General features: G+C 65.5%; 24 protein-coding genes. 5 read left to right on the top strand and 19 right to left on the bottom strand.

Annotated features, from left to right (window positions below):
• The 3 genes from GTP90_RS17875 to GTP90_RS17865 form a co-directional block, all read left to right on the top strand.
• Positions 1–327: S8 family serine peptidase (locus tag GTP90_RS17875; RefSeq protein ID WP_161084825.1), on the top strand; the 327-nt coding region annotated here is incomplete at its 5' end.
• Positions 324–1,028: a TorF family putative porin gene (locus GTP90_RS17870; RefSeq protein WP_161084824.1), complete on the top strand. Its 705-nt coding sequence runs from the start codon at positions 324–326 to the stop codon at positions 1,026–1,028. The genes GTP90_RS17875 and GTP90_RS17870, both read left to right, overlap by 4 nt.
• A 210-nt stretch (positions 1,029–1,238) precedes the next feature.
• On the top strand, positions 1,239–1,856 hold the full coding sequence (locus GTP90_RS17865) for an FxDxF family PEP-CTERM protein (RefSeq protein WP_161084823.1): 618 nt from the start codon (positions 1,239–1,241) through the stop codon (positions 1,854–1,856).
• A gap of 49 nt (positions 1,857–1,905) precedes the next feature.
• Here GTP90_RS17865 and GTP90_RS17860 read toward each other — a convergent pair whose 3' ends face one another.
• From GTP90_RS17860 to ppsA, 4 genes are all read right to left on the bottom strand, one after another.
• A complete protein-coding gene (locus tag GTP90_RS17860; RefSeq protein ID WP_161084822.1) occupies positions 1,906–2,322 on the bottom strand; it encodes a DUF4259 domain-containing protein in 417 nt (138 codons plus the stop codon).
• 43 nt (positions 2,323–2,365) lie between these two features.
• Positions 2,366–3,319: an SPFH domain-containing protein gene (locus tag GTP90_RS17855; protein WP_161084821.1), complete on the bottom strand. Its 954-nt coding sequence runs from the start codon at positions 3,317–3,319 to the stop codon at positions 2,366–2,368.
• Positions 3,320–3,341: 22 nt separating this feature from the next.
• Positions 3,342–3,764, bottom strand: a complete 423-nt coding sequence (locus GTP90_RS17850) for an NfeD family protein (protein WP_161084820.1) — start codon at positions 3,762–3,764, stop codon at positions 3,342–3,344.
• 156 nt (positions 3,765–3,920) lie between these two features.
• Positions 3,921–6,350 (bottom strand): phosphoenolpyruvate synthase, encoded by a 2,430-nt coding sequence (ppsA, locus tag GTP90_RS17845; RefSeq protein WP_161084819.1) that lies wholly within the window; start codon positions 6,348–6,350, stop codon positions 3,921–3,923.
• 154 nt (positions 6,351–6,504) lie between these two features.
• Between ppsA and ppsR the strand changes: the two genes are divergently transcribed.
• Both ppsR and GTP90_RS17835 read left to right on the top strand, forming a co-directional pair.
• Entirely contained in the window at positions 6,505–7,353 is an 849-nt protein-coding gene (gene ppsR / locus GTP90_RS17840; RefSeq protein ID WP_161084818.1) for a posphoenolpyruvate synthetase regulatory kinase/phosphorylase PpsR, read from the top strand.
• A gap of 22 nt (positions 7,354–7,375) precedes the next feature.
• Positions 7,376–8,671, top strand: a complete 1,296-nt coding sequence (locus GTP90_RS17835; protein WP_217431997.1) for an amidohydrolase family protein — start codon at positions 7,376–7,378, stop codon at positions 8,669–8,671.
• A gap of 1 nt (position 8,672) precedes the next feature.
• On the opposite strand, the gene GTP90_RS17830 is transcribed toward GTP90_RS17835, so the two are convergent.
• The 15 genes from GTP90_RS17830 to uppS form a co-directional block, all read right to left on the bottom strand.
• Positions 8,673–11,123 (bottom strand): catalase, encoded by a 2,451-nt coding sequence (locus tag GTP90_RS17830; RefSeq protein WP_161084816.1) that lies wholly within the window; start codon positions 11,121–11,123, stop codon positions 8,673–8,675.
• Positions 11,124–11,394: 271 nt separating this feature from the next.
• Positions 11,395–11,697, bottom strand: a complete 303-nt coding sequence (locus GTP90_RS37605) for an MbcA/ParS/Xre antitoxin family protein (protein WP_161084829.1) — start codon at positions 11,695–11,697, stop codon at positions 11,395–11,397.
• Positions 11,582–12,784 (bottom strand): EAL domain-containing response regulator, encoded by a 1,203-nt coding sequence (locus tag GTP90_RS17820; protein ID WP_161084815.1) that lies wholly within the window; start codon positions 12,782–12,784, stop codon positions 11,582–11,584. Before GTP90_RS17820 ends, GTP90_RS37605 begins: the two co-directional genes overlap by 116 nt.
• A 20-nt stretch (positions 12,785–12,804) precedes the next feature.
• A complete protein-coding gene (locus GTP90_RS17815) occupies positions 12,805–13,590 on the bottom strand; it encodes a TrmH family RNA methyltransferase (RefSeq protein WP_161084814.1) in 786 nt (261 codons plus the stop codon).
• Positions 13,587–14,228, bottom strand: coding sequence for a ribonuclease HII (gene rnhB / locus GTP90_RS17810; RefSeq protein WP_161084813.1), 642 nt, complete (start codon positions 14,226–14,228; stop codon positions 13,587–13,589). Before rnhB ends, GTP90_RS17815 begins: the two co-directional genes overlap by 4 nt.
• 20 nt (positions 14,229–14,248) lie before the next feature.
• Positions 14,249–15,427, bottom strand: coding sequence for a lipid-A-disaccharide synthase (gene lpxB / locus GTP90_RS17805; RefSeq protein WP_161084812.1), 1,179 nt, complete (start codon positions 15,425–15,427; stop codon positions 14,249–14,251).
• Positions 15,411–16,199 carry an acyl-ACP--UDP-N-acetylglucosamine O-acyltransferase gene (lpxA, locus tag GTP90_RS17800; RefSeq protein ID WP_117011316.1) on the bottom strand — a complete coding sequence of 263 codons (789 nt, stop codon included), beginning with the start codon at positions 16,197–16,199 and terminating at the stop codon, positions 15,411–15,413. Before lpxA ends, lpxB begins: the two co-directional genes overlap by 17 nt.
• A 2-nt stretch (positions 16,200–16,201) precedes the next feature.
• Positions 16,202–16,714 (bottom strand): 3-hydroxyacyl-ACP dehydratase FabZ, encoded by a 513-nt coding sequence (gene fabZ, locus GTP90_RS17795; RefSeq protein WP_254451917.1) that lies wholly within the window; start codon positions 16,712–16,714, stop codon positions 16,202–16,204.
• A gap of 4 nt (positions 16,715–16,718) precedes the next feature.
• Entirely contained in the window at positions 16,719–17,774 is a 1,056-nt protein-coding gene (gene lpxD / locus GTP90_RS17790; protein WP_161084811.1) for a UDP-3-O-(3-hydroxymyristoyl)glucosamine N-acyltransferase, read from the bottom strand.
• Between the two features lie 24 nt (positions 17,775–17,798).
• Positions 17,799–18,323 (bottom strand): OmpH/Skp family outer membrane protein, encoded by a 525-nt coding sequence (locus GTP90_RS17785; RefSeq protein ID WP_161084810.1) that lies wholly within the window; start codon positions 18,321–18,323, stop codon positions 17,799–17,801.
• A 48-nt stretch (positions 18,324–18,371) separates the two neighbouring features.
• Positions 18,372–20,708 (bottom strand): outer membrane protein assembly factor BamA, encoded by a 2,337-nt coding sequence (gene bamA / locus GTP90_RS17780; RefSeq protein WP_161084809.1) that lies wholly within the window; start codon positions 20,706–20,708, stop codon positions 18,372–18,374.
• A 53-nt stretch (positions 20,709–20,761) separates the two neighbouring features.
• Positions 20,762–22,153: an RIP metalloprotease RseP gene (rseP, locus tag GTP90_RS17775; protein ID WP_161084808.1), complete on the bottom strand. Its 1,392-nt coding sequence runs from the start codon at positions 22,151–22,153 to the stop codon at positions 20,762–20,764.
• Positions 22,150–23,343, bottom strand: coding sequence for a 1-deoxy-D-xylulose-5-phosphate reductoisomerase (gene ispC, locus GTP90_RS17770; RefSeq protein ID WP_161084807.1), 1,194 nt, complete (start codon positions 23,341–23,343; stop codon positions 22,150–22,152). The genes rseP and ispC overlap by 4 nt, the downstream gene beginning before the upstream one ends.
• Positions 23,344–23,354: 11 nt before the next feature.
• Entirely contained in the window at positions 23,355–24,194 is an 840-nt protein-coding gene (locus GTP90_RS17765) for a phosphatidate cytidylyltransferase (RefSeq protein ID WP_161084806.1), read from the bottom strand.
• Positions 24,194–24,946 (bottom strand): polyprenyl diphosphate synthase, encoded by a 753-nt coding sequence (uppS, locus tag GTP90_RS17760; RefSeq protein ID WP_161084805.1) that lies wholly within the window; start codon positions 24,944–24,946, stop codon positions 24,194–24,196. The genes GTP90_RS17765 and uppS overlap by 1 nt, the downstream gene beginning before the upstream one ends.
• Between the last annotated feature and the right edge of the window lie 108 nt (positions 24,947–25,054).

The following is a 25,054-nucleotide window of genomic DNA, read 5'->3' as shown; positions in this document are numbered from 1 at the left end:
AGCGGCAAGCCGGCACCTGCCGCCGGCGCCGAAGCCGATCCCGCGCTGCTCGCGCCCGGCAACGACATCCCGACCACGGCGCCCGGCGGGCGCTGGTCCTTCGTCAGCGGCAGCTCATACGCGGCGGCGCACGTGAGCGGCATGCTGGCGCTGATGGCGCAGCTGCAGCCGAAGGCCACGCCGGGACAGTTGCGGCGGCTGCTGCAACCAGGCGATGCGCTGAACGCTGTTAATATCGACGCATGCGCCACCATATCCCGCCTGCTTCGCCATTGCAGCTGTTCCTGCACCGCCGCCACGCTCACGCAACGCGGCGTGGGTCCGTGACGCTGCGCACCGCCGCCCTCGCCTGTTTAGCCCTGCTGCCCCTGCTGGCGTGGCGGCCCGCCGCCGCACAAGCCGACTTCAGCGGCAGCGTCGCGCTGCAATCGGATTACCGCTACCGCGGCCAGTCGCTGGGCGACGGCCGGCCGTCGCCGCAACTCACCCTCAACCTCGATAGCGCCAGCGGCTGGTACGGCGGCGTGTTCGCCGCCGGCACCTCGATCGGCGACCAGCGCGGCGCCAAGCTGCAGGCCTACGGCGGCTACGCGCTGCGGCTGCGCTCCGGCTGGAGCGTGGAGGCCGGCTGCAGCCGCGCCACCTACACCCAGCTGCATTCGGCCGACTACAACGAGTGCTACGCCGGCGCGTCGGGCGAGCGCCTGACCACGCGGCTGTATTACGCGCCGCGCTATTTCGGCGGCGCCGCGCGCGCGCTGTACGGCGAGCTCAACGTGTTCTACCCGCTCCATCCCAGCGTCAACCTGATCGCCCACGCGGGCCTGCTGCGCACGCTGCGCGGCCGGGACTGGCCGGCCACGCCGGCCAGTTCGCGCTACGACCTCAAGCTGGGCGCCAGCCTCCCGTTCGGCAACTGGAGCGTGCAGCTGGCGCGCGAGTACACGCGCGACGACGGCATCGGCTACTCCTACGTCCCCCAACGGCCCAGCCAGGCCTGGGTGCTGAGCACCACCTACGCTTTCTAGACAGGCAAATTCTCGCCGGCGGCCGGCAACCCGAGCGATCAACCGCACGGGCTGGACAGCCACGTCGATATGCGCTAACGCCACAGCCACGCGGCTTTCAAATCGTCCATGACAAAAAAAACTCGCCAAAAAGAGATTCATGAATTACAATGCTTTTGTCTTTCGGGAAATATAAGTTACTAATAACCAATATCACGGGGAATCACAAGAATGTATATCAAAAATCTGATCAAATCCGCCGCGCTCGTCGCCCTGCTGTCCGGCGCCAACGCCTTCGCCGCGCCAGTCGAACTGCTGATCAACGGCAGCTTCGAAGCCAACCACCAGTCGGCCAACACCTGGGCCAATTACGCCAACCTGACCGGCTGGACCGGCGGTGAGCACGGCATCGAGCTGCGCAACCACGTCGACGGCGTCGCCGCCCAGGGCGTGAACTTCGTCGAGCTGGACACCAACAAAAACAGCAGCATGTTCCAGTCCGTGCAGACCGTACTCGGCCAGCACTACACGCTGACCTTCCAGTTCGAGAACCGTCCGGGTGTGGCGCTCTCGTCGCAGGGCCTGTCGGTGGATTGGGGTGGTGCCGAGATCGCCCACGTCAACAACTCGCTGAACGGCGCCTGGGAAACCCGCAGCTACTCGCTGATCGGCGACGGCAGCGCGATGAAACTGAAGTTCATCGCCACCGGCACGTCGGACAGCTACGGCACCTCGCTGGACAACGTTTCGCTGACCACCGCCGTGCCTGAGCCGGAAACCTATGCCATGATGCTGGCGGGCCTGGGCCTGGTCGGTGTGGTGGCGCGCCGCCGCAAGGCCGCCAAGTAATCCGGACGCATGTCCATAAAAAAACGCCCTTCCGGGCGTTTTTTTCGTTTCAGGCGCTGATCCGTGCGCGCAGCGCTTCGACCGAGGCGCGCCATTCGGCGTAATGTTCGCTGTCGGCCCACAGCTCGCGCAACTCCGATTGCTCCGACAGGATGCGCTCGATGGCGCGGCCAGCCTTCTCCGCCAGGTCGGTGCGCACGCGGGCCTTGGCCTTGCGCGCGTCGACCCACTCGTCGACGGCCGCGCTGTCCTCGCCGCGCTCGCCGCCCTTGCCCTGCAGCCGCGCCAGCACTTCCACCGCCACCAGCGCCTCGGCCGCGAACGGCGCTTCCAGCATTTCGCCCGGGTGTTCCAGCGCCACGTCCAGCGTGTTTTCCACCGCCTCCAGGCTGCTGGTCTGCGCCAGGTCCTCGGCCCAATCCTGCGCGTAGTCGTTGCCGAACGCGTCCACCGCCCATGTTGCCATCACTGCTCCTGTATTGTTTCGTCCCGCATTCTATCAGCGCCGGTCAGCCCTTGACGATGGCCTTGGCCGCCGGTCCATCCTTCTGCGATTTGACGACCTGCATGGCGGTGGCGATCAAGCCGCTCATCTCGCCCAGGTTGGCCGGGATGATGATGGAGTTGTTGGTCTTGGCCAGCTGCGAGAAGGCGCCCACGTACTGCTCGGCCACCTTGAGGTTGACGGCATCCTCGCCGCCCGGCTCGCGGATTGCCGCGCCCACCTGGCGCAGCGCGGCGGCGTTGGCCTCGGCCAGCGCGACGATGGCGGCGGCCTGGCCCTGCGCGCGGTTGATGGCGGCCTGCTTGTCGCCCTCGGAGCGGGCGATCTGCGCCTCGCGCTCGCCGCTGGCGATGTTGATCTGCTCCTGCTTGCGGCCCTCGGAGGCGGCGATCAGCGCGCGCTTTTCGCGCTCGGCCGTGATCTGCGCCTGCATCGCGTGCAGGATTTCCTTTGGCGGCGTCAAGTCCTTGATCTCGTAGCGCAGCACCTTCACGCCCCAGTTGGCGGCCGATTCATCGATGGCGTTGACGATGGCGGTGTTGATATGGTCGCGCTCCTCGAAGGTCTTGTCGAGCTCCATGCGGCCGATCACCGAGCGCAGCGTGGTCTGCGCCAGCTGCGTGATGGCGGAGATGTAGTTGGACGAACCGTACGAGGCGCGCATGGCGTCGGTGATCTGGAAGTACAGGATGCCGTCCACCTGCAGCTGCGTGTTGTCCTTGGTGATGCAGACCTGCGGCGGCACGTCGAGCGGAATCTCCTTGAGCACGTGCTTGTAGGCGACGCGGTCGACGAAGGGAATCACGATGTTCAGGCCGGGGCCCAAGGTGGCGTGGTATTTGCCGAGCCGCTCGACCACCCACGCATGCTGCTGCGGCACGACGTTGATGGTCTTGAACACGAACACCAGGGCCAAAATGAAAATGATGAAGGTGACGTTGCCGAAGCTGATATCCATAAAACTCTCCAGTGGGTAAATCTCAAGCCGCCACGATCAGGCGGCTGCCGCGTACTTCACGTATCTTGTACTGCCCCGGCGCCGCCGCCGTCCCCGGCGCCAGTTCGACATCCCACAGCGCGCCGCGGTACATCACGCGCGCCGCGCCGTCGTGCCAGGCCGGCACGTGCACGGTCTGGCCGATGTCCATGTTAACGTTGGGATCGTGCTCGGCGCGGGTGCGGTTGACCAGCTTGCCGAAGCGGCTGCGCCGCAGCAGCATGGTGGCGCCGATGCCGACCAGCGCCGCGAACAAGGTCTGCAGAGCGGGGCCGAAACCCAGCGCCGCCGCCAGCGCGCCGGACACCAGGCCGATGGCGATCATCAGCAGATAGAACGTGCCGCTGAACAGTTCCAGGATCACGGTAACGCCGGCGGCCATCAACCAAAAACTCCAGTCAGCCATGATGCACTCCTCTCAGGTTTGAAAATGCAAAAACCCCCGCGTCCCGGTGCGGGCTGCGAGGGTTTTTGCTGCAAGGCGTATGGTATTGATAGTGTTATTTACAACTCAATTCGATAACTCCAGTCTAAACCAAAATACGCCCGCGTCAACACTTTATTACTTTTGCAGGGCTGCCAGCTTCTGCCAGGTGTCGATCACCGAGTCCGGGTTCAGCGACATCGATTCGATACCCTGCTCCATCAGCCAGACCGCGAAGTCCGGATGGTCGGAAGGACCCTGGCCGCAGATGCCGATGTACTTGCCGCGCGCGCGGCAAGCCTTGATCGCCAGCGCCAGCAAGGCTTTGACGGCAGGATCGCGCTCGTCGAAGTCCGCCGCCAGCAGCGCCATGCCGGAATCGCGGTCCAGGCCCAGGGTCAGCTGGGTCAGGTCGTTGGAACCGATGGAGAAGCCGTCGAAGTGGTCGAGGAACTGGTCGGCCAGCAGCGCATTCGATGGCACTTCGCACATCATGATCAGGCGCAGGTCGTTCTCGCCGCGAACCAGGCCGTTCTTGGCCAGCAGGTCGACGACCTTCTCGGCCTGGCCCAGCGTACGCACGAACGGCACCATGATCTCGACGTTGGTCAGGCCCATGTCGTTACGCACGCGCTTCATGGCCTGGCATTCCATTTCGAATGCGCCGGCAAAGTCGGCCGCCAGGTAGCGCGCCGCGCCGCGGAAGCCCAGCATCGGGTTTTCCTCGTCCGGCTCGTAGCGCGAACCGCCGATCAGCTTCTTGTACTCGTTGGACTTGAAGTCCGACAGGCGCACGATGACAGGCTTCGGCCAGAAGGCGGCGGCGATGGTCGCCACGCCTTCGGCCAGCTTGTCGACGTAGAAGGCTTTCGGCGAAGCGTGGCCGCGCGCGACCGACTCCACGGCCTTTTTCAGGTCGGCGTCGATGTTCGGATATTCGAGGATCGCCTTCGGGTGCACGCCGATGTTGTTGTTGATGATGAACTCAAGACGCGCCAAGCCAACGCCGCTGTTCGGCACCGACTGGAAGTCGAAGGCCAGCTGCGGATTGCCGACGTTGAGCATGATCTTGGTGGCCAGCTTGGGCAGCTCGCCGCGCGACACTTCGGACACTTCGGTTTCCAGCAGACCGTCGTAGATCTTGCCCTCGTCGCCTTCGGCGCAGGACACGGTCACGAAGGTGCCGTCCTTCAGCACTTCGGTGGCGTCGCCGCAGCCGACCACCGCGGGCACGCCCAGTTCACGGGCGATGATCGCCGCGTGGCAGGTGCGGCCGCCGCGGTTGGTGACGATGGCCGAAGCGCGCTTCATCACCGGTTCCCAGTTAGGGTCGGTCATGTCGGCGACCAGCACGTCGCCTGGCTGCACGCGTTCCATGTCGGCCGGGTCGTGGATCACGCGCACCGGACCGGCGCCGATCTTCTGGCCGATGGCGCGGCCGGAGGCCAGCACGGTGCCGGTGGACTTGAGCTTGAAGCGCTGCTGCACGTCGGTCGCCTTCTGCTGCGACTTCACGGTTTCAGGACGCGCCTGCAGGATGTACAGCTTGCCGTCGCGGCCATCCTTGCCCCACTCGATGTCCATCGGACGGCCGTAGTGGTTCTCGATGATGACGGCGTACTTGGCCAGTTCCACCACTTCGGCGTCGTTCAGCGAATAGCGGTTGCGCATCTCGACCGGAACGTCCACGGTCTTGACCGAACGGCCAGCCTTGGCTTCGTTGGTGAACTCCATCTTCAGCAGCTTGGAGCCGATGTTGCGGCGGATGACAGGCGATTTGCCTTTTTCCAGCATCGGCTTGTGGACGTAGAATTCGTCCGGATTGACCGCGCCCTGCACCACCGTCTCGCCCAGGCCATAGCTGGAGGTGACGAACACCACGTCCTTGAAGCCGGACTCGGTGTCGATGGTGAACATCACGCCGGCCGCGCCCAGGTCGGAACGGACCATGCGCTGCACGCCGGCCGACAGCGCCACTTCAGCGTGGGTGAAGCCCTTGTGCACGCGGTACGAGATGGCGCGGTCGTTGTACAGCGACGCGAACACGTGCTTCATCGCGTCGAGTACGTTCTCGATGCCGACCACGTTGAGGAAGGTTTCCTGCTGACCGGCGAACGAAGCGTCCGGCAAGTCTTCGGCGGTGGCCGAGGAGCGCACGGCGAACGACATCTCGGTGCTGGAATCGGCCACCAGCTGGTGGTAGAAAGTCTCGATTTCCTGTTGCAGGCGTGGCTGGAACGGGGTTTCGACGATCCATTGTCGGATCTCGGCGCCCGCTTGCGCCAGCGCGCGCACGTCGTCGATGTTCAGATCGGCGAGGCGGTCGGCGATGCGGTCGGCCAGCGGCTTGCCGCCGTCGACGCTGTGCGACAGGAAGTCGCGGAAAGCCTGGGCCGTGGTGGCGAAGCCGCCCGGAACCCGCACGCCGGCGCCGGCCAGCTGGCTGATCATTTCGCCTAATGAGGCGTTTTTACCGCCGACGGATTCGACGTCCGTCATGCGTAAATGTTCGAACGATGCGACGTATACCGCTCCGTTACTCTGCTCCTTCAATGCTGCGTTGGACATAATGACACCTTTTTGATGATAGAAATCTTCCAGCGAGGCGCAGACTTTGTTTCTTGTTATTCTGGTCGTCGTGCAGCACAATCTTACCTATGGCGCCCATTCTACAGCCTGCGGCCCAAATTGACGATTCACAATAACGACAGGCCAACATTACATGACACTAGAACAACGTCCTCCCCTGCCCACGGTGGCCCGCACGGTCTTCTTCGTTTCCGACGGCACCGGCATCACGGCAGAAACCTTTGGTCACTCGGTATTGACCCAATTCGAGTTGCGTTTCCGCCAAATCCGCCTGCCATTCATCGATACACTTGATAAAGCGCACGACGCGGTACGCAAGATCAACGAGGCGTTTGAAACCGATGGTCAACGTCCGATCATCTTCTCGACGCTCGTCAAGACCGAGCTGTCGGACGTGATCCGCCAGTGCAAGGGCATGTACATGGACATGTTCCAGACTTTTGTTGCGCCGTTGGAACAAGAGTTGGGCGCCAAGTCGACCCACACCATCGGCCGGTCGCACAATATCGTCGACAGCGAGGAGTACAAGAACCGCATCGAGGCGATCAATTTCTCGCTGGCGCACGATGACGGCCAATCGCACAAGAACCTGTCGTCGGCGGACGTGATCCTGGTGGGCGTGTCGCGCTCGGGCAAGACGCCGACCAGTTTGTACCTGGCGATGCAGTACGGGATCAAGGCGGCCAACTATCCGCTGATCCCGGACGATTTCGAGCGCGGCAAGCTGCCGTCGTCGCTGTACGAGTTCAAGTCCAAGATTTTCGGCCTGACCATCACGCCGGAGCGCCTGTCCGAGATCCGCAACGAGCGGCGCGCCGGCAGCAAGTACGCGGCGCTGGAAAACTGCCGCTACGAGGTCAACGAGGCCGAGATGATGATGAAGCGCGAAGGCATCCGCTGGCTGTCCTCGACCACCAAGTCGATCGAGGAGATTTCCACCACCATCCTGCAGGAGATCAAGCCTAACCGGCGCGAGTACTAAGATGCGGCCGGCGGTGCGGTTGATGGCGATGCTGGCGGCACTCGCGCTGGCATCGGCGGCGTGGGCGCAGTCCGGCGCGCAGTCCACCGCCTTCGTGCACGTCAACGTGGCCCCGATGGACAGCGAGCATGTGCTGCGCGACCAGACGGTGCTGGTCAAGGATGGCCGCATCGAGGCTATCGGCGCGGCTCTGGCGGCGCCGGCCGGCTACCGCGTCGTCGACGGCCACGGCACGGCCTGGGTTTCGCCCGGCCTGGCCGACATGCACACCCACTCCGAAACCCGCGACGACCTGGCGCTGTACCTGTCGAAGGGCGTGACCACGCTGCTCAACATGGGCGGCGCCCGCCCCAACCTGGTGGACAGCATCGTGCCGGCGGTGGCGCGCGGCGCCCTGCCCGGTCCTCACGTCTACGCCAGCCTGATGGTCGACGGCACGCCCGACTACAACGGCCTGCAGGTGAAGACGCCGGCGCAGGCGCGGGCGGTGGTCGACCTGGCCGCCGCCAACGGCTATGACTACATCAAGGTTTATACCGGACTGGCGCCGGAGGTGTTCAGCGCGCTGGTGGGCCACGGCGTGACGGCCGTGCGGCTGGAGCGCCAACTGGCGCAAGGCCAGGTGATGGTCGCCCACCTGGAAGAACTCTTTTATACCTTTTTCACCCCGCCCGGCGCGCAGGAAACCGACGTGCCGCCCGATGAGGCGCGCATTCCGGAGGCGGTGGCGCTGGCCAGGCGCCACGGCGCGGCGGTGATCGCCGACGTGGTGACCTACCACGCCATCGCCAGCCAGATCGGCCATCCCGAGGTGGTACGCGCCTTCCTGACCGCGCCGGAGACCGCGTACCTTTCGCCGTCCGACATGCAGGCCTGGCGCCGCAGCGGCTACGCCGGCAAGTCGGCGCGGCTGGAGGCCAAGCTGGCCTTCCTGCGCAAACTGGCCAAGGCGATGGCCGACGGCGGCGTCGAGCTGCTGTGCGGCACCGACGCGCCATCCATCCCCGGCCTGGTGCCGGGCTACTCGCTGCACGACAATCTGGCCGAACTGGAAGGCTCACACCTGAGCCGCTACCAGGCGCTGGCGACGGCCGCCAGCGCGCCGGGCGCCTTCATCGCCCGCACCAAGGGCGGCGTGCGGTTCGGCCAGGTGGTGGCCGGCTATCGCGCCGACCTGCTGCTGACCGAGCACAATCCGCTCGACGGCCTGTCGACCTTGCGCGCGCCCCTGGGCGTGATGGCCGAGGGGCGCTGGTACGACCGGCCGGCGCTCGCCGCGCTGCTGGCCGGCGTGCGCGCCAGCTACCGGCCCGACTAGGCTAGACGATCGGCGGATCGGTTTCGCGGGCGTAGACACGGTGACGCACCAGCGCCGCTTCGAACCGCACCAGCGCCGCGGGCCCCTCGCCGCGTTCAGCGATGATGACGCCGGGGTCCGGCTCACCATCCGGCAGCACCTGCGGGATGCCCGCCGCGTGCAGCAGTTGCCCGCCATTGCCGACAGCTAGCAGCGGCTTGTCGTGCCGGTACTGCAGCCGCACGAACTCCAGCGCCGCCACATCGCGGTTGAGCGGCGTCCCGCCCGGCGTGTCGCTGCCCGGTGCGTCGGCCGCCAGGCCGGCGTAGGCGTCGTCGCGGTCAGGCACGATGGCGCCATCCCACAGCACCGACGGCCCGGTCTCGAAGCTGATCTCCACATCCAGGTCCGTGCCGGGCAGCTTGCCGATGCGCTCCCCGACCAGGCGCGGCACGGCGCCGCCGTCCAGCAGCGCAGCGTACACCTCCCGCACCTGCGCCGCGTCCACGCCGGGCGCCACCAGCAGCGCCACCTTCAACGTCCGGATGCCGGTGGCGCCGGGACGGCTGAACAGTGACAGCGCCGGCGACAGAGGATAGTCGTGCATCGGCAAATCGGTGGACAGCGGCAGCGGCGGCGGCACCTCCATGCCCAAACCGGCGGCCACGCCGGCCGCCAGCCGCTGGTCGACATTGACCAGCCCCGCCAGCATGCGCCGCCGGATCGCCGGCGTTTGCACCCGCGTCAGCTCGAAGCGGAAGCCGGCGATGATGTGATTCTGCTCCACCGGCGTCTGGCTCTTCCAGAACAGGCGCGCCTGCGAATAATGGTCGGCGAACAGCTCCGGCTTGCCGCGCACCTTGCTGGCCTGCTGCGGCTCGGGGAAGCTGACGAAACCCTTGGCGCCTGCCTGGAACGGACAGCCGCCCGCCAGCGAATTGGGCTCGTAACTCACCCGGCCACGATTAACCGACTGACGGTGCATGCCGTCGCGCTGGTTGTTGTGGATCTGCGCCAGCGGCGTGTTGATCGGGATCTCGTGGAAGTTGGCGCCGCCCAGGCGCGAGATCTGGGTGTCGATGTAGGAGTGGATGCGGCCTTGCAGCAGCGGATCGTCGCTGAAGTCGACGCCCGGCACCACATGCGCGGCGCAAAAGGCCACCTGCTCGGTCTCGGCGAAGAAGTTGTCGGGATTGCGGTCCAGGACCATGCGGCCGATGGGCTGCACCGGCACCATCTCCTCCGGCACGATCTTGGTCGGGTCGAGGATATCGAAGGGGAATTGCGCCGCCTGCTCGGCGCTGAACAGCTGCACGCCCAGCTCCCACTCGGGGAACTGGCCGGCCTCGATGGCCTCCCACAGGTCGCGTCGATGATAGTCCGGATCGGCGCCGGCCAGCCGCGCCGCCTCGTCCCATACCAGCGAGTGCGTGCCGGCCATCGGCGTCCAATGGAATTTGCAGAACACCGAGGCGCCCTGCGCGTTCACCAGCCGGAAGGTGTGCACGCCGAAGCCCTGCATCATGCGGTAGCTGCGCGGGATCGCGCGGTCCGACAGGTGCCACATCAGCATGTGGGTGATCTCGGGGGTGAGCGAGGCGAAGTCCCAGAAGGTGTCGTGCGCGCTGGCCGCCTGCGGCATGCCGTTGTGCGGCTCCGGCTTGACCGCGTGGATCAGGTCCGGGAACTTCATCGCATCCTGGATGAAGAACACCGGGATGTTGTTGCCGACCAGGTCCCAGTTGCCTTCGTCGGTGTAGAACTTGACGGCGAAACCGCGCACGTCGCGCACCGTGTCGGCCGATCCGCGTTCACCGGCCACCGTCGAGAAGCGCACGAACACCGGCGTGCGTTTGCCGGCAGCCGCCAGCAGCGAGGCGCGCGTGATGGGACTGTGGTCGCCGTAGCTTTCGAAGTAGCCGTGGGCCGCCGAGCCGCGCGCGTGCACCACGCGCTCGGGGATGCGCTCATGATCGAAATGGGTGATCTTCTCGCGCAGGATGAAGTCTTCCATCGCGGTGGGGCCGCGCAGGCCAATCTTGAGGCTGTCCTGGTTGTCGGCCACCTTCACGCCCTGGTTGGTGGTCAGTTCGCGGCCGCTGTCGTCCACCCGTACGCGGTCCAGCGAGCCATCCAGCGGGTTGTTGCCGATGTTGGGATGGCCCTCGCCGTCCTTGGGCGAAGCCACCGTCTCCGTGCTGGTGCTGGCGGTGGCGAAGGCGCTCGACGGTGTACGCGTTTCGCCCAGGTGCGGCGTGAAGGCGGCGTCGCCGTATTCCAGTGGCTTGGTTTCGTTGAAGGGCATCGCGGCGGCCAGCTGCTCGTCGCTGGTGACCTTTTCCAGCAACTGCGCGGCAATCGGGTTCGGAGGACCGAGCCGCGACGGGTGCGGCGGGTCGGCGGGCCCGGCCACCGTGCTGAGAATGGAACCGGCGCCGTCTACCGCGCCGCCGTTGTCTTTGGGATTAGCCATGTCGCACCTCGTCTGAATATCGCGCCGGCCCGGATGGACGGCCGCGATTCAGTGTGCGTTTCTTGCGCGGGCAGGTGTTTGACGGCGCTCAAGCGAGCTCGGCATGCCGTGATCAGGCGAAAAACCTCGGATCGTAGATCCAGCGCCTGATCGTAGTCGCGGCAATGGAGGCTATATCCGGATGACGCGGATTAATCATTGGCGCCGGCGCCGGTCGGATCATTGGCCGTATAGGCAAGCGCCTCGACGGCGATACGCCACAAGGACGTGGTCATGCATAGGCTCCGCTCTGCATCATGGAAAGCAATTCAGCGACCAGTTTTTGCCCTTCGAACGTGTCCAGGTAGCTCGCCGGCGTCGCGCCGCCGAGCGCCGGCAGCGGCTTGGCCAGCCAGCCCGCCAGCCAATGCTCCGCGTCAAAACCAGTCGGATCGCCGGATGAGACAAGCCGCCGCGCGTCAGAAGAAGTGTTGCCAGTCGGCCAGCCAGGCCGGGAATTCCTCGACCGGCATCGGCTTGGCGATGTAGTAGCCCTGCGCGTAGGTGCAGCCCAGCCCTTGCAGGAAGTCCCAATCCTGCTTGGTCTCGACGCCGACCGCCACCGAGCGCCGGTCCAGGTTGCGCGCCAGCCCGAGGCAGGAGCGCAGCACCGTGCCGATGGCCTGCCGCTTGGACGCGCCGTCGACAAAGCTGCGGTCTATCTTCAGTTCGGAGAACGGGATGCGCGCCAGCAGCTGCAGGTTGCTGCGCCCCGTGCCGTAATCGTCGATGGCCAGGCCGAAGCCCTTCATGCGCAGGCGCAGCAGCCGTTCGAGGAAATGCGGGTCGGTGGTCAGCACCGCCGATTCGGTCATCTCGAAGGTGATGTAGTCGGCCATGATGCGATGGCGGTCCAGGCAGGCCGCGATCTGCTCCATGAACTGCGGATGCGCCAGCGTGCTCTGGTCGACGTTGATGGAAAACGAAATCGGTATGCCCTGGTCGTGCAAGGTACGGCAGGCCGCCACCGACTTTTCAATCATGCTCCAGTCGAGGAAATCGATGCGGCGGTTATCCTCCAGCGCCGGCATGAACGACGCCGGCCCAAGCACGCCATACAGCGGATGGCGCCAGCGCGCGAACATCTCCAGGCCCTTGACCTGCCCCGTCTCCAGTTCGATCTTGGGCTGGAAGTAGGGATCGAACTCGCGCATCTGCAAGCCCTGCCCCACTTCGGCAAACGAGATATGCGGCGCCTGCTCGCGCGTGGCGGCGCGGGCCTCGGACGGCTGCAGGTAGTCGGTGATGATCGCTTCCAGCCGGCTGCCGATCACCGGTTTGCCGATCGCGCCCAGCATGTTGATGCCGTAGGCCCCCGCCATCGTCTCCACGGAAAACAGCACCGCGTTCGACTGCGCGCCCACCACCACCACGCCCACGCGCGATTTGGCTTCGGACAGGCGGCGTATCAGCTCCAGCGCATCCATGCCCGGCAGCGCCAGGTCGATGATGGCGATGTCCACCGCCGGCGTGATGCCGGCGCTGAAGTGGCGCAGCGCCGTATGGCCATCGGGCGCCTGCGTGATCCGGCCCACGCCCAGGTGGACCAGGATATCGGCCAGCGCGTGGCGTTGTACCTGATCCCCTTCGGCTACCAGAAAGTGCAACTGCGCGATATCCATCGGCGGCTCCAATAAGGCTATTACCCTTGATTCTGCCTGACTTGCTCGAAAAAGCATACTGCCGCGCATGCGGCGACGTTCAGCGACTCCACCTGGCCCAAGTGGGGAATCACCACCTGATGGGTGGCCATGGACAGCAGGTCGTCCGCCACGCCCTGCCCTTCGTGGCCAAACAGCCACGCCACCGGCTGGCGCAAGTCGACGTCGTACAAGCGCTGGGTGGCGTAGCCGCTGGTGGCCAGGGAGGTCACCTTGGAGGCTGCGACCAGCTGCGCCAGGTCGACGTTCTCGAAAATATCGAGCACGAAGTGCGCGCCCATGGCCGCGCGCAGCACCTTGGGCGACCAGCAGAACGCCGATCCGGCGCTGCAGTACACCTGGGTGATGCCGGCCGCCGCCGCGCTGCGCAGGATGGAGCCGACGTTGCCCGGATCCTGCACGTTATCGAGCAGCACCGCCGACACGGCCAGCGGCTCGGTCACGGCGCGTTCCGGCGTCTCGATCAGGAACATCACGCCGACACCGTGTTCCACCTGGCTCACGGCGTTGTACAGCGCGTCCGGCAATCCCAGCACGTGCGCGTGCTGCGCCTCCAGCTGGCCGACGATGTCCATCACTTCCGGGTTGTGCAGCGCTGTTTCGCTGACGATGCATTGCTCCGGCAGGCCGCGCAGCTGCAAATAGGCCTGGCACAGGTGCACGCCGTCGAGCAGCGTGCGGCCGGACTTGCGGCGCGCCTGCGAACTGCCGGCCAGCTTGACCAGCTCCTTGTATTGCGCGTTGTCGCGCGAGGTGATGGTCTTCATGCGGCTCTCCCTGCGCGCAGCGCGAATTCCTCCAGCACCGCCCGCACCGGCGCGAACGAGCGGCGGTGCACCGGCGAGGCGCCATGCTCGCGCAGGCGCTCCAGGTGCAGCGCGGTGCCGTAGCCCTTGTGCTGGTCGAAGCAGTACTGCGGGTACTGCGCGTGCAGGGTCACCAGCGCGGCGTCGCGCGCGGTCTTGGCCAGGATCGAGGCGGCCGAGATGGCGTCGACCTTGTCGTCGCCGCCGATCACGGCGATGCTCTGGATCTTCATCACCGGGCAGCGGTTGCCGTCGACCAGGGCCAGCGTCGGCACGGTGCTCAGCGCTTCCACCGCGCGCCGCATCGCCAGCATCGACGCCTGCAGGATATTGAGCTTGTCGATTTCCTCTTCCGACGCCTCGGCGATCGCCCACGCCAGCGCGTTGGCCTTGATCAGCGGCGCCAGCATGTCGCGCTTGGCCTCGGTCAGCTTCTTGGAGTCGCGCAGGCCTTCGATCGGACGCGAGACGTCCAGGATCACGGCGGCCGCGTACACCGGGCCGGCCAGCGGGCCACGGCCCGCCTCGTCCACGCCGCAAATGATTTCATCGGGCGAGTCGGGCAGGAAGTCGAACAGGCCAGGGGTTGGGTTTTTCACTTTGATTCTCGATGATACGGTTAAGCTTTGATGACCTTGAGCACAGCGGCCGCGCTCTCCACCGCGCTGTTGCGCAGCAGGCTGTGATGCATGTCGGTGAAGCGCTCGACCAGCCGCAGGCGGTGCGGCGCGTCGCTCAGCTGCTTCCACATGGCTTGCGCCAGCGCTTCGGAATTGGCGGCGTTCTGCAGCAACTCGGGCACCAGGAACTCGCGCGCCAGGATGTTCGGCATGCCGATCCACGGCTGATAGTTAAAGTGGCGCAGGATCTGCCATTCCAGCTCCGCCATCCGATAGGCTATCACCATCGGCTTCTTGAACAGCGCCACCTCCAGCGACGCCGTGCCCGACGCCACCAGCACCGCGTCCGCCGCCGCGATCGCGGTGTGCGACTGGCCGTCGAGCAGCTGCACTTCGACGTCCTGCATGCCGGCCTGCGCCACCAGTTCGAGGAAGTACTTGCGCTGCCGTTCGCCCGCCATCGGCGCCACGAAGCGCAGCGAGCGGTCGCGCTGCTTGAGCAGGCGCGCCGCGCCGATGAAGGCCACGGTGTTGTACTTGATTTCGGACATGCGGCTGCCCGGCATGATGGCCACCACGTTGGCGTCCTCCGGCATGCCCAGCGCGCGCCGCGCACCAGCCACGTCCGGCGCCATCGGGATCACTTCCGCCAGCGGATGGCCGACGTAACTCACCGGCACGCCGGCCTGGCGGTAGATCTCCTCTTCGAAAGGAAACACCACCAGCATGTGCGACACCGCCCGGATGATCTTCTTGATGCGCCCACCGCGCCAGGCCCAGATCTGCGGCCCGATGTAGTGGATGGTCGGAATCCCGGCCGCCTTGAGCTGCTCTTCCAGCCCGAGGTTAAAGCCCGGATAGTCGGCGCCGATGAAGGCGGCCGGCCGCTCGGCCAGCAGCTGGTCGCGCAGCTGGTTCTGGATGCCCTTGATCTCGCGGTAGCGCGGAATCACGGCCAGCAGGCCGCGCACGGTCAGCTTGTCCATCGGCCAGTGCGATTCGAAACCCTGCGCCATCATATGCTCGCCGCCGATGCCGTGGAAGCGCGCATCCGGCAGGTGCGGGCGCAGGCCGGACAGCAGCCGCGCCGCCAGCAGGTCGCCCGACGGCTCGCCCGCCACCAGCGCCACCGACAGTGGCGCAGGCGCGGCGGCCGTCAGGTCAGCGGACGATGCCACGGCTGGCGATGTTGAGGAATTCGCGCATGGAGCGGATCTGCTCCGCCGCCGCCGGCATCGCATCCTCTTCGGCCTGCAATGCGACCTTGGCCTCTTCCAGCGTCAGGCCGGAGCGGTAGATCAGCTTATACGCGGTGCGGATGCCGTTGATCTGCTCGCGCGTGAAGCCGCGCCGCTTCAGGCCCTCGATGTTGACGCCGTGCGCCTGCGCCGGATTGCCGTTCAACAGAACGAACGGCGGCACGTCCTGCGTCAGCGAGGTGCTCATGCCGACGAAGGCGTGCGCGCCGATCTTGCAGAACTGGTGCACATTGGCGAAGCCGCTCATGATCACCCAGTCGCCGATTTCGACGTGGCCGGCGATCTGCGCGTTGTTCGAGAAGATCGTGTTGCTGCCGATCTGGCAGTCGTGCGCCAGGTGGACGTAGGCCGAGATCCAGTTGTCGTTGCCCAGCGAGGTCACGCCCTTGTCCTGCACCGTGCCGGTGTTGAAGGTGCAGAACTCGCGGATGGTGTTGCGGTCGCCGATGGTCAGGCGGGTCGGCTCGCCGTTCCACTTCTTGTCCTGCGGCGCGGCGCCGATCGACGAGAACTGGAAGAACTTGTTGTCGCTGCCGATGGTGGTGTTGCCCTCGATGACCACGTGCGGACCGACCACGGTGCGCGCGCCGATCACCACGTTCGGGCCGATCACCGAATACGGCCCCACCTCGACGGATTCGTCGAGCTGCGCCTTCGGATCGACGATGGCGGTGGCGTGAATCTTGGCCATGATTACTTCCCGGCTGGCTGGCTGGCGTCGGCCGCGCTGCGGATGGTGCACATCAGTTCCGCCTCGACCGCGGTCTGGCCGTCGACCGTGCCGACCGCCTTGTACTTCCAGATGCCGCGCGCCACGCGCAGGATCTCGACGTTCATCACCAACTGGTCGCCCGGCTCCACCGGACGCTTGAAGCGCGCGTTGTCGATGCCGACGAAGTACACCACCGAATTCTCGTCCGGCTTGATGTCCATGGTCAGGAAGGACAGGATGGCGGCGGTTTGCGCCATCGCCTCGATCATCAGCACGCCCGGCATGACCGGCTTGTGCGGGAAGTGGCCGTTGAAGAATTCCTCGTTGACGGTGACGTTCTTGATCGCCGTGATGGTCTTGCCCGACTCCCAGTCCAGCACGCGGTCCACCAGCAGCATGGGATAGCGGTGCGGCAGGTACTGCTTGATGGCGTGGATATCCATGCACTTCTTGGTGCAGGTGGATTCGGAGGTGACAGGGGTGGTTGTGGTCATGATTTTAGTTCTCGTCTTGATTCGTCAATGTTTTAATTGTTTTTTCCAGCGCGCGGATTTTATCGCGCATCGTCGACAGATTGCGGACGATGGCGGCAGATTTTTCCCATTCGCTGTTTTTGGCCAGCGGATAAAAGCCCGTGTACTGCCCCGGTTCCAGGATCGAGCGCGATACCATGCTGCCCGAGCCCACGTGCACCTTGTCGGCGATGGTCAAATGGCCCAGCACCATGGCGGCGCCGCCGAAGGTGCAGTACTTGCCGATCTTCGCGCTGCCGGCCACGCCGACGCAGCCGGCCATCGCCGTGTGCGCGCCGATGTGGCAGTTGTGGCCGATCTGGATCTGGTTGTCCAGCTTCACGCCGTCCTCCAGGATCGTGTCGGCCAGCGCGCCGCGGTCGATGGTGGTGTTGGCGCCGATGTCCACATCGTCGCCGATCACCACCCGCCCGGTTTGCGGAATCTTGATGTAGACGCCGCCCTCGTTGGCGAATCCGAAACCGTCGGTGCCGATCACGGCGCCGGAATGGATGATGCCGCGCTTGCCGATCACGCAACGCGCCTGGAAGGTCACGTTGGCGAACAAATGCGTGTCCTCGCCGATGACCGCGTCGCGGCCGATGTAGCAGCCGGCGTCGATCACCGCGCCCGCGCCGATCGTGGCGCCGCTCTCGATCACCACGCGCGCGCCCACATGGGCGCTGGCGTCGATGCGGGCGTCGTCCGCCACCACCGCGCTGGCGTGCACGCCGGGCGCCGGCACGATGGCCGTCAACGATTCGAAATACTGCGCCGCGCGGGCGAAATACACGTACGGATTATTGGTGACGATGCGCGCGCCGCCATAGCCGGCGGCGATAAAAGCGTCATCGGCGGCCGACACGATCAGTGCCGCCGCCTGGCTTTGCAGCGCTTGCGCGAGCAGTTTGCTATTGCTGAGAAAGCTGATGTGCGAAACGCCGGCGTCCGTCAGTGGCGCGATCCCGGTCACTTCCAGGTTCGCGTCCCCCACCAACTGCCCGCCGAGGCGTTCGACCAATTCCCCTAGTCGAGTGCCCATCGGGTGATCCAATCTTGATGTGTTTTACTTGTCTTTGTCCAGCGCGGCCAGCACCTTGTCGGTGATGTCGATGCGCGGGCTGGCCCAGACCGCATCCTGCAGCACGATGTCGAAGCCTTCCACCGCCGCCATCTGCTTGATGATCTTGGTGGCTTTTTCCGAGATCGCCTGGCGTTCCTCGTTGGTGCGCTGGTTCAGGTCTTCACGGAACTCGCGCTGGCGGCGCTGGTATTCCTTATCCAGCTCGAACACGTCGCGCTGGCGCTTGACGCGGTCGGTCTCGGCCAGCGCCGGCGCATCCTTCTCCAGCTTTTCCGACGCCGCCTTCAGGCGCGCGGCCATATCCTGCATGGCTTTCTCGCGGCTCTTGAACTCCTCCTGCAGCTTTTCGCCGGCCAGCTTGGCCAGCTTGGATTCGTTGTAGATGCGCTCAGGACTGAGCCAGGCGATGCGCGAGGCCGAGGTCTGGGCCTGCACCGGCGCCAATGCACACCAGCCCAGTGCAAGCACGGCGAGGGATTTGGTCAGGGTAGCGGACACAGTCTTCAACTTATTTCTCCGAGGTAAATATTAATACTCAATGGCATCAGGCACGCCTTAGAAGCCGGTACCCATCTGGAACTGGAAGCGTTCCAGGCGGTCGCCCGGCTTGGCGTTCAAAGGCTTAGCATAACTCAAGCGCAGCGGACCGACCGGAGAAATCCAGCTGATGCCCAGGCCCGACGAGTAGCGCAGCTCGGAAGCGCGCATCTTCTGGCCTTCCTGGTAGACCTGGCCGGTGTCGACGAAACCGAACCAGCGCAGGCTGCGGTCCTGGCCCGAGCCGGGGAACGGCAGCTGCAGCTCGGCGCTGCCCAGCAGGCGCGAGGCGCCGCCCAGCGCATCGCCGTACACCTGGTCGACCGCGCCCAGCGAGGAGCTCAGGTAGCCGCGCACCGAACCGATGCCGCCGCCGTAGAAGTTCTTGAACACCGGGTAGCTGCTGTCGCGCAGACCGTGGCCGTAGTCGATCTCGCCGCGCAACGCCAGCGTGACCTTGGAGAACAGCGGCTTGTACCACTGGTGCTCGTACACCGCGCGGTAGTACTTCTGGCGGCCGACCAAATCCAGCTCCAGGTTGGCGCGCTGGTAGCGGCCCACGGTCGGCGTCAGCGCCGAATCGCGGCTGTCGCGCGCCCACGCCGCCGTCAGCGGCACGGCGTTGGTGGTGGCGGTGCCGATGCCGTTGGTGTTGCCGGTGATGGTGGTGACGTAATCCTTGAAGCGCACCGGCGAGGTGGCGTCGGTGGTGATGCGCGAGCGCTCCAGGCCGATACCGAAGAACACCGTGTCCACTTCCGAGAACGGCACGCCGTAGCTGATGCGGCCACCCTGCTGGCGGATGGTGTAGCTGCCGATGTTGAGCGCCGGCGGCTGCTGCGTGCGCAGGTACACTTCATACGAGCGCGATACGCCGTCGTCGGTGTAGTAAGGGTCGGTCTGCGAGAACGACAGCGTGCGGCTGTACTTCGAGGTGTTGAACTCGATGCCGACGGTGGTGCCCGAACCGGCGAAGTTGGCCTGCTGGATCGCCGCCTGGAAGGTGAACTTCTCGGACTGCGAGAACGCGCCGCCGATCTGGAAGTTACCGGTCGGGCGTTCGACCACGGTCAGGTTGACGTCCACCTGGTCGGAGGTGCCCTGCGCTTCCGGCGTGTCGATGGTCACGTCCTTGAAGTAGCCCAGGCGGTCGACGCGGTCGCGCGAATACTTGATCTTGTTGGCGTCGTACCACGACGACTCGAACTGGCGGAACTCGCGGCGGATCACTTCGTCGCGGGTGGTGGTGTTGCCGGCGATGTTCATGTGGCGCACGTAGGCCCGCTTGCCCGGATCGATGAAGAAGGTGAACGCCACTTCGCGTTTCTTCTGGTCGATCTCCGGATTGGCGTTGACGTTGGCGAACGCGTAGCCGAAGGTGCCCAGGCGGTCCGAGATCAGCTTGTTGGTGGCGGTCAGGCGCTCGCCCGAATAGGTTTCGCCTGGACGCAGCAGCACCAGCGAACGCAGTTCCTCCTCGCGGCCGAAGGTCTCGCCCTCGAACTTGATGCCGGAGACCTTGTACTTCTCGCCCTCGGTGATGTTGATCGTGATGTAGATGTCCTTCTTGTCCGGCGTGATCGACACCTGGGTCGAGTCGATCTGCATCTCGATGTAGCCGCGGTTCAGGTAGTAGGACTTGAGCGACTCGATGTCGCCGGTCAGCTTGGTCTTGGAATACTGGTCGGCCTTGGTGTACCAGCTGAACCAGCCGCCGGTGTTGAGCGCCAGCTGGTCCTTCAGTTCCTTGTCCGAGAAGACCTTGTTGCCGACGATGTTGATCTGCTTGATCTTGGCGATCTCGCCCTCGTCCACCGCGAAGGTGACGTTGACGCGGTTACGCTCGATCGGCGTGACGGTGGTGACGATCTTCACGCCGTACAAGCCGTGCGACAGGTACTGGCGCTTCAATTCCTGCTCGGCGCGGTCGACCGAGGCCTTCTCGAAGGTCTTGGTCTCGCCGACGCCGATGTCCTTCAGCGCCTTGACCAGCGTGTCTTTTTCAAATTCCTTGGTGCCGGTGAACTCCACCTTGGCGATGGCCGGGCGTTCCTCGACCAGCACCACCAGCACATTGCCGTCCGCTTCGAGCTTGACGTCCTTGAAGAAACCGGTGGCGTACAGCGCCTTGATGGCGGTGATCGATTTGTCGTCGTTGAAGGTCTCGCCCACACGCACCGGCAGGTAGCTGAAGACCGTACCGGCTTCCGTACGCTGGATCCCTTCGACGCGGATGTCCTTGATGACGAAGGGCTCGATGGCCATGGCACTGCCGGCGCACAGCGCCAGGACAGCGGCGCCGATCAGGCTGCGGCGAAAGGAAGATGAAGTAATACGGTCAGAATATAATTTCATTGGGGTTATTCAATGGCTAAATCAACGAACTACTCATATACAAAGCGAACCTGCTACAGCAGCCGCGCGACGTCGTTAAACACCGCCAGCAGCATCAGCGTCAGTAACAAGCCTATGCCAAGGCGCTGAGCAATCTCTCCAAAACGCTCCGGCACAGAACGCCCAGTTAAAACTTCCAGCGAATAATACAGCAAATGCCCCCCATCTAGAACCGGAATCGGTAGCAAATTCATCACCCCCAAACTGATGCTGATGAAGGCGATGAAGCTCAGGTAGCTGGCCGCGCCCATGCGTGCGGTCTGCCCGGCGTAATCGGCGATGGTGATCGGGCCGGTGACGTTCTTCAGCGAGACCTCGCCGGTGATCATTTTGCCGATCATCTTGACCGACATGGCGCTCGTGTCCCAGACCCGCGCCACCGCCTTGCCGACGGCCGCAACCGGGGACGATGGCACGGTGATCATATCCGGCTGCAGCGCGATGTAAGCGCCGATCTTACCTACTGTTACAGTTCCCTTACCGGTCTTTGCCTGCTCGGCCTTGGGCACCATGGCCAGCACCAGCTGCTGGCCGGCGCGGCGCACCGCCACCTGCACGGTCTTGCCGGCGGCGCTGCCGATAATCTCGATGAAGGCGATGCCGTCGGCGACCGGCACGCCGTCCACCGACAGCAGCAGGTCGCCCTTCTGCAGGCCGGCGCGCGCGGCGGGTCCGCCCGCGATCGCCTCCAGCACCAGCGGCGCCGGACGGGCCACGCCCAGACCCAGCTTGCCCGGCACGTCGCCGTCCAGGTCCTGTGCCGCCAGCACGGCGGCCGGCAGCACGAAGCTGAAGCGGCCCTGCCCCACGCGTTCGACGGCGATGCGGGCTTCGGTCTTGTCGATGGCGGCCTGCATCAGGTTCCAGCGCAGCTCCGACCACACGGCCACCGGTTGTTCGTTGACGGCGGTGACCACGTCGCCGCTGCGCAAGCCGGCGCTCCACGCGGCCGATGGCGGCGCATTGCTTGCGGTGGCGGTGGCGGCCTCCGTGGTGCGCACGCTGATCTTGCTGGTCGGCTCTTCCACGCCGTGCAGGTACAGGCCCGCATACAGCACGATGGCGAGCAGGAAGTTGGCCAGCGGGCCGGCGGCCACGATGGCGATGCGCTTCCACACGTTCTGGCGCGTGAACTCGCGCTTCAGGTCTTCGGCCGGCAGGTCGTCCAGATCTCCCTCGCGGGCGTCGAGCATTTTCACGTAGCCGCCCAGCGGCAGCGCCGACACGGCCCATTCGGTCTGGTCGCGGCCGAAACGGCGCGACCACACCACCTTGCCCATGCCGACCGAAAAGCGCAGCACCTTCACCCCGCACCAGCGCGCCACCAGGTAGTGTCCCAGCTCGTGGAAGATGATCAGGGAGCCCAGGCAGACGGCGAAGGCCAGCGCGGTTTGGAGGAAGTTCATTTTGCCAGTCCGGCGATATAGGCTTCAGCGGCGGCGCGGGCGACGGCATCCTGCGCCATCAAGGCGGCGATGCTGTCGGCGTCGCCGTGCGGCAGCGCCTCCATCACGTGCGCGATCACGCGGTCGATCTGGCGGAAGCCGATCTTCAGGTCGAGGAAGGCTTGCACCGCGATCTCGTTGGCCGCGTTCAGCAGCGCCGGCGCGGTGCCGCCGGCCTTGAGCGCGTCGAAGGCCAGCGCCAGGCAGGGGAAGCGTTTGAAGTCGGGACGCTCGAACTGCAGCGTGGCGATCTGCGTCAGGTCCAGCTGCGCCACGCCGGAGGCGATGCGCTCCGGGTAGGCCAGCGCGTGGGCGATCGGCGTGCGCATGTCCGGGTTGCCCAGTTGCGCCAGCACGGAACCGTCCGTGTACGACACCATCGAATGGATCACCGATTGCGGATGGATGACCACCTCGATGCGCTCGGCCGGCGCGCCGAACAGCCAGTGCGCCTCGATCACTTCCAGGCCCTTGTTCATCATCGTGGCCGAATCGACCGAAATCTTGCGGCCCATCGACCAGTTGGGGTGCTTGCAGGCCTGCTCCGGCGTCACCGCGTCCAGTGTGGCGACATCGCGCGTCAGGAACGGGCCGCCGGATGCGGTCAGCAGGATCTTGGCGATGCCGGCCGCCTCGTCGCGCACCGCCGGCATGCGGCCGCCGAACTGCGGCATGCACTGGAAGATCGCATTGTGTTCGCTGTCGATCGGCAGCAGCACCGCGCCGGCCTGCTGGGCGGCGTCGATGAACAACTGGCCGGACATCACCAGCGCTTCCTTGTTGGCCAGCAGGACCTTCTTGCCGGCGCGGGCCGCAGCCAGCGTCGGCGCCAGCCCGGCGGCGCCGACGATGGCGGCCATCACGCTGTCCACTTCGGGCGCGCTGGCGATGCTGCACAGGGCCGCCTCGCCATATTCCACTTCGGTGTTGACGCCGGCCGCGCGCAGCATTGCGCTCAGCTGGCTGGCGCCGGCGGCCGTGCCGACCACCGCGCGCGCGGGACGAAACTGGATGCACTGGGCCGCCAGCTCCTCGACGCGGCTATGCGCCGACAGCGCGTACACGCCGTAGCGCTCGGGATGGCGGGCCAGCACGTCCAGCGTGGACACGCCGATCGAACCGGTGGCGCCAAGGATGGTGATGCGTTGCATAGTCAATTCTTTCAGAACCAGGAGCCGATCAGCGCGGCCAGCGGCAGGACCGGGATCAAGGCGTCAATACGGTCAAGCACGCCGCCGTGGCCCGGCAGCAGGTTGCTGCTGTCCTTGATGGCGGCGCGGCGCTTGAGTTGGGATTCGAACAGGTCGCCGATCACCGACGCGGCGACGATCAGCAGCAGCACCAGCAAGGCCAGCGGCCAGCCGAAGCGCGCCTGCAGCTGGACGGCGAAGGTGTCGCGCAGCCACGGCTGGCCGGCGGCCAGCAGCACGCTCGCCGACGAGATCGCCAGCACGGCGATGCCGCCGCCGATGGCGCCTTCCCACGATTTGCCCGGCGAGATGGACGGCGCCAGCTTGCGCTTGCCGAAGGCCTTGCCGGAGAAGTAGGCGCCGATGTCGGCGATCCACACCAGCACCATCACCGACAGCAAATACAGCGCGGAGTGCTGGTACAGGCCGACGATGGCGAAGAAGCAGGCGAAGATGGCAAAGCTGAACGTGATCGCCAGCGACCAGTTGGCCGCGCCGGCCAGCGGCGGCAGGCCCAGGCCCAGCGACGGCGCATAGCGGATCAGCCACAGCAGGCTGGCCGCGCCGTACAGCGCGGTCAGCGCGCCCGGCTTGCCCGAGTGCTGCAGCAGGAACACGAACAGCACGGCGCCGGCAATGCCGACCACGCGCGCGCGCATGGCGGACAGGCCGAACAGGCGGGCGGCCTCCCACATCGCGGCGCCCAGGAACAGCGTGGCGACGACGGCAAACGCTGGGAAATAGTTGAAGAACAGGACCGGCAGCAGCACCGCCAGCAAGACCACAGCGGTAATAATCCTAGTTTTCAGCATCAGCTTTTCTTTTCTGCCAGTTGCGCGCCGGTGCGGCCGAAGCGCCGCTCCCGATGCTGGTAGGAGGCGATCGCCTCGTCGAGGCTCTCGATCGAAAAATCGGGCCAGTAGGTGTCGGTAAAGAACAGCTCGGTGTAAGCGAGCTGCCACAACAGGAAATTGGAGATGCGCTGCTCGCCGCCGGTGCGGATGAACAGGTCGGGCTCGGGCGCGTAGGCCATCGCCAGGTGCGGCGCCAGCTGCTCCTCCGTGAAGTTGGCGGCGCCGGGATGGGCGGCCACCATCTGGCCGACCGCCTGCATGATGTCCCAGCGGCCGCCGTAGTTGGCGCACACGGTCACGGTCATGCGGGTGTTGTTGGCGGTCTTGCGCTCGGCGCTGGCGATCATGCTCTGCAGCTTGTCGTCGAAGCGGGACAGGTCGCCGACCACCTTGAGGCGGATATTATTGGCGTGCAGCTTGGACACTTCGCGGTCCAGCGCCGTCACGAACAGGCGCATCAGCAGGGACACTTCCTCTTCCGGGCGGCGCCAGTTTTCGGAGCTGAAGGCGAACAGGGTCAGGTACTCGACGCCGCGGCGGGCACAGGCCTCGACCACGGTGCGCACCGCGTCCACGCCCTTGACGTGGCCAGCCACGCGCGGCAGGAAGCGCTTGGTCGCCCAGCGGCCGTTGCCATCCATGATGATCGCGACATGGCGCGGCACGGACGGCGCGTCTGGAACCTCAGTAGTCGAACTCGTATATTTCATGAAAACTTTGGTGCCAAAGTGTAAAGTATTGCAGGTGTGACGCAAAAAGACAAGACGCCAGGGCGGCCCTCGGACGAGTCCGCGGACCGGCAGCTGGCGTCCGCGGGT

The sequence above is a fragment of the Duganella vulcania genome (assembly GCF_009857655.1).
Lineage (GTDB): Bacteria > Pseudomonadota > Gammaproteobacteria > Burkholderiales > Burkholderiaceae_D > Rugamonas > Rugamonas vulcania.
The sequence above is the reverse complement of the archived record's forward strand: the minus strand, read 5'-3'. Positions and strand labels throughout refer to the sequence as shown.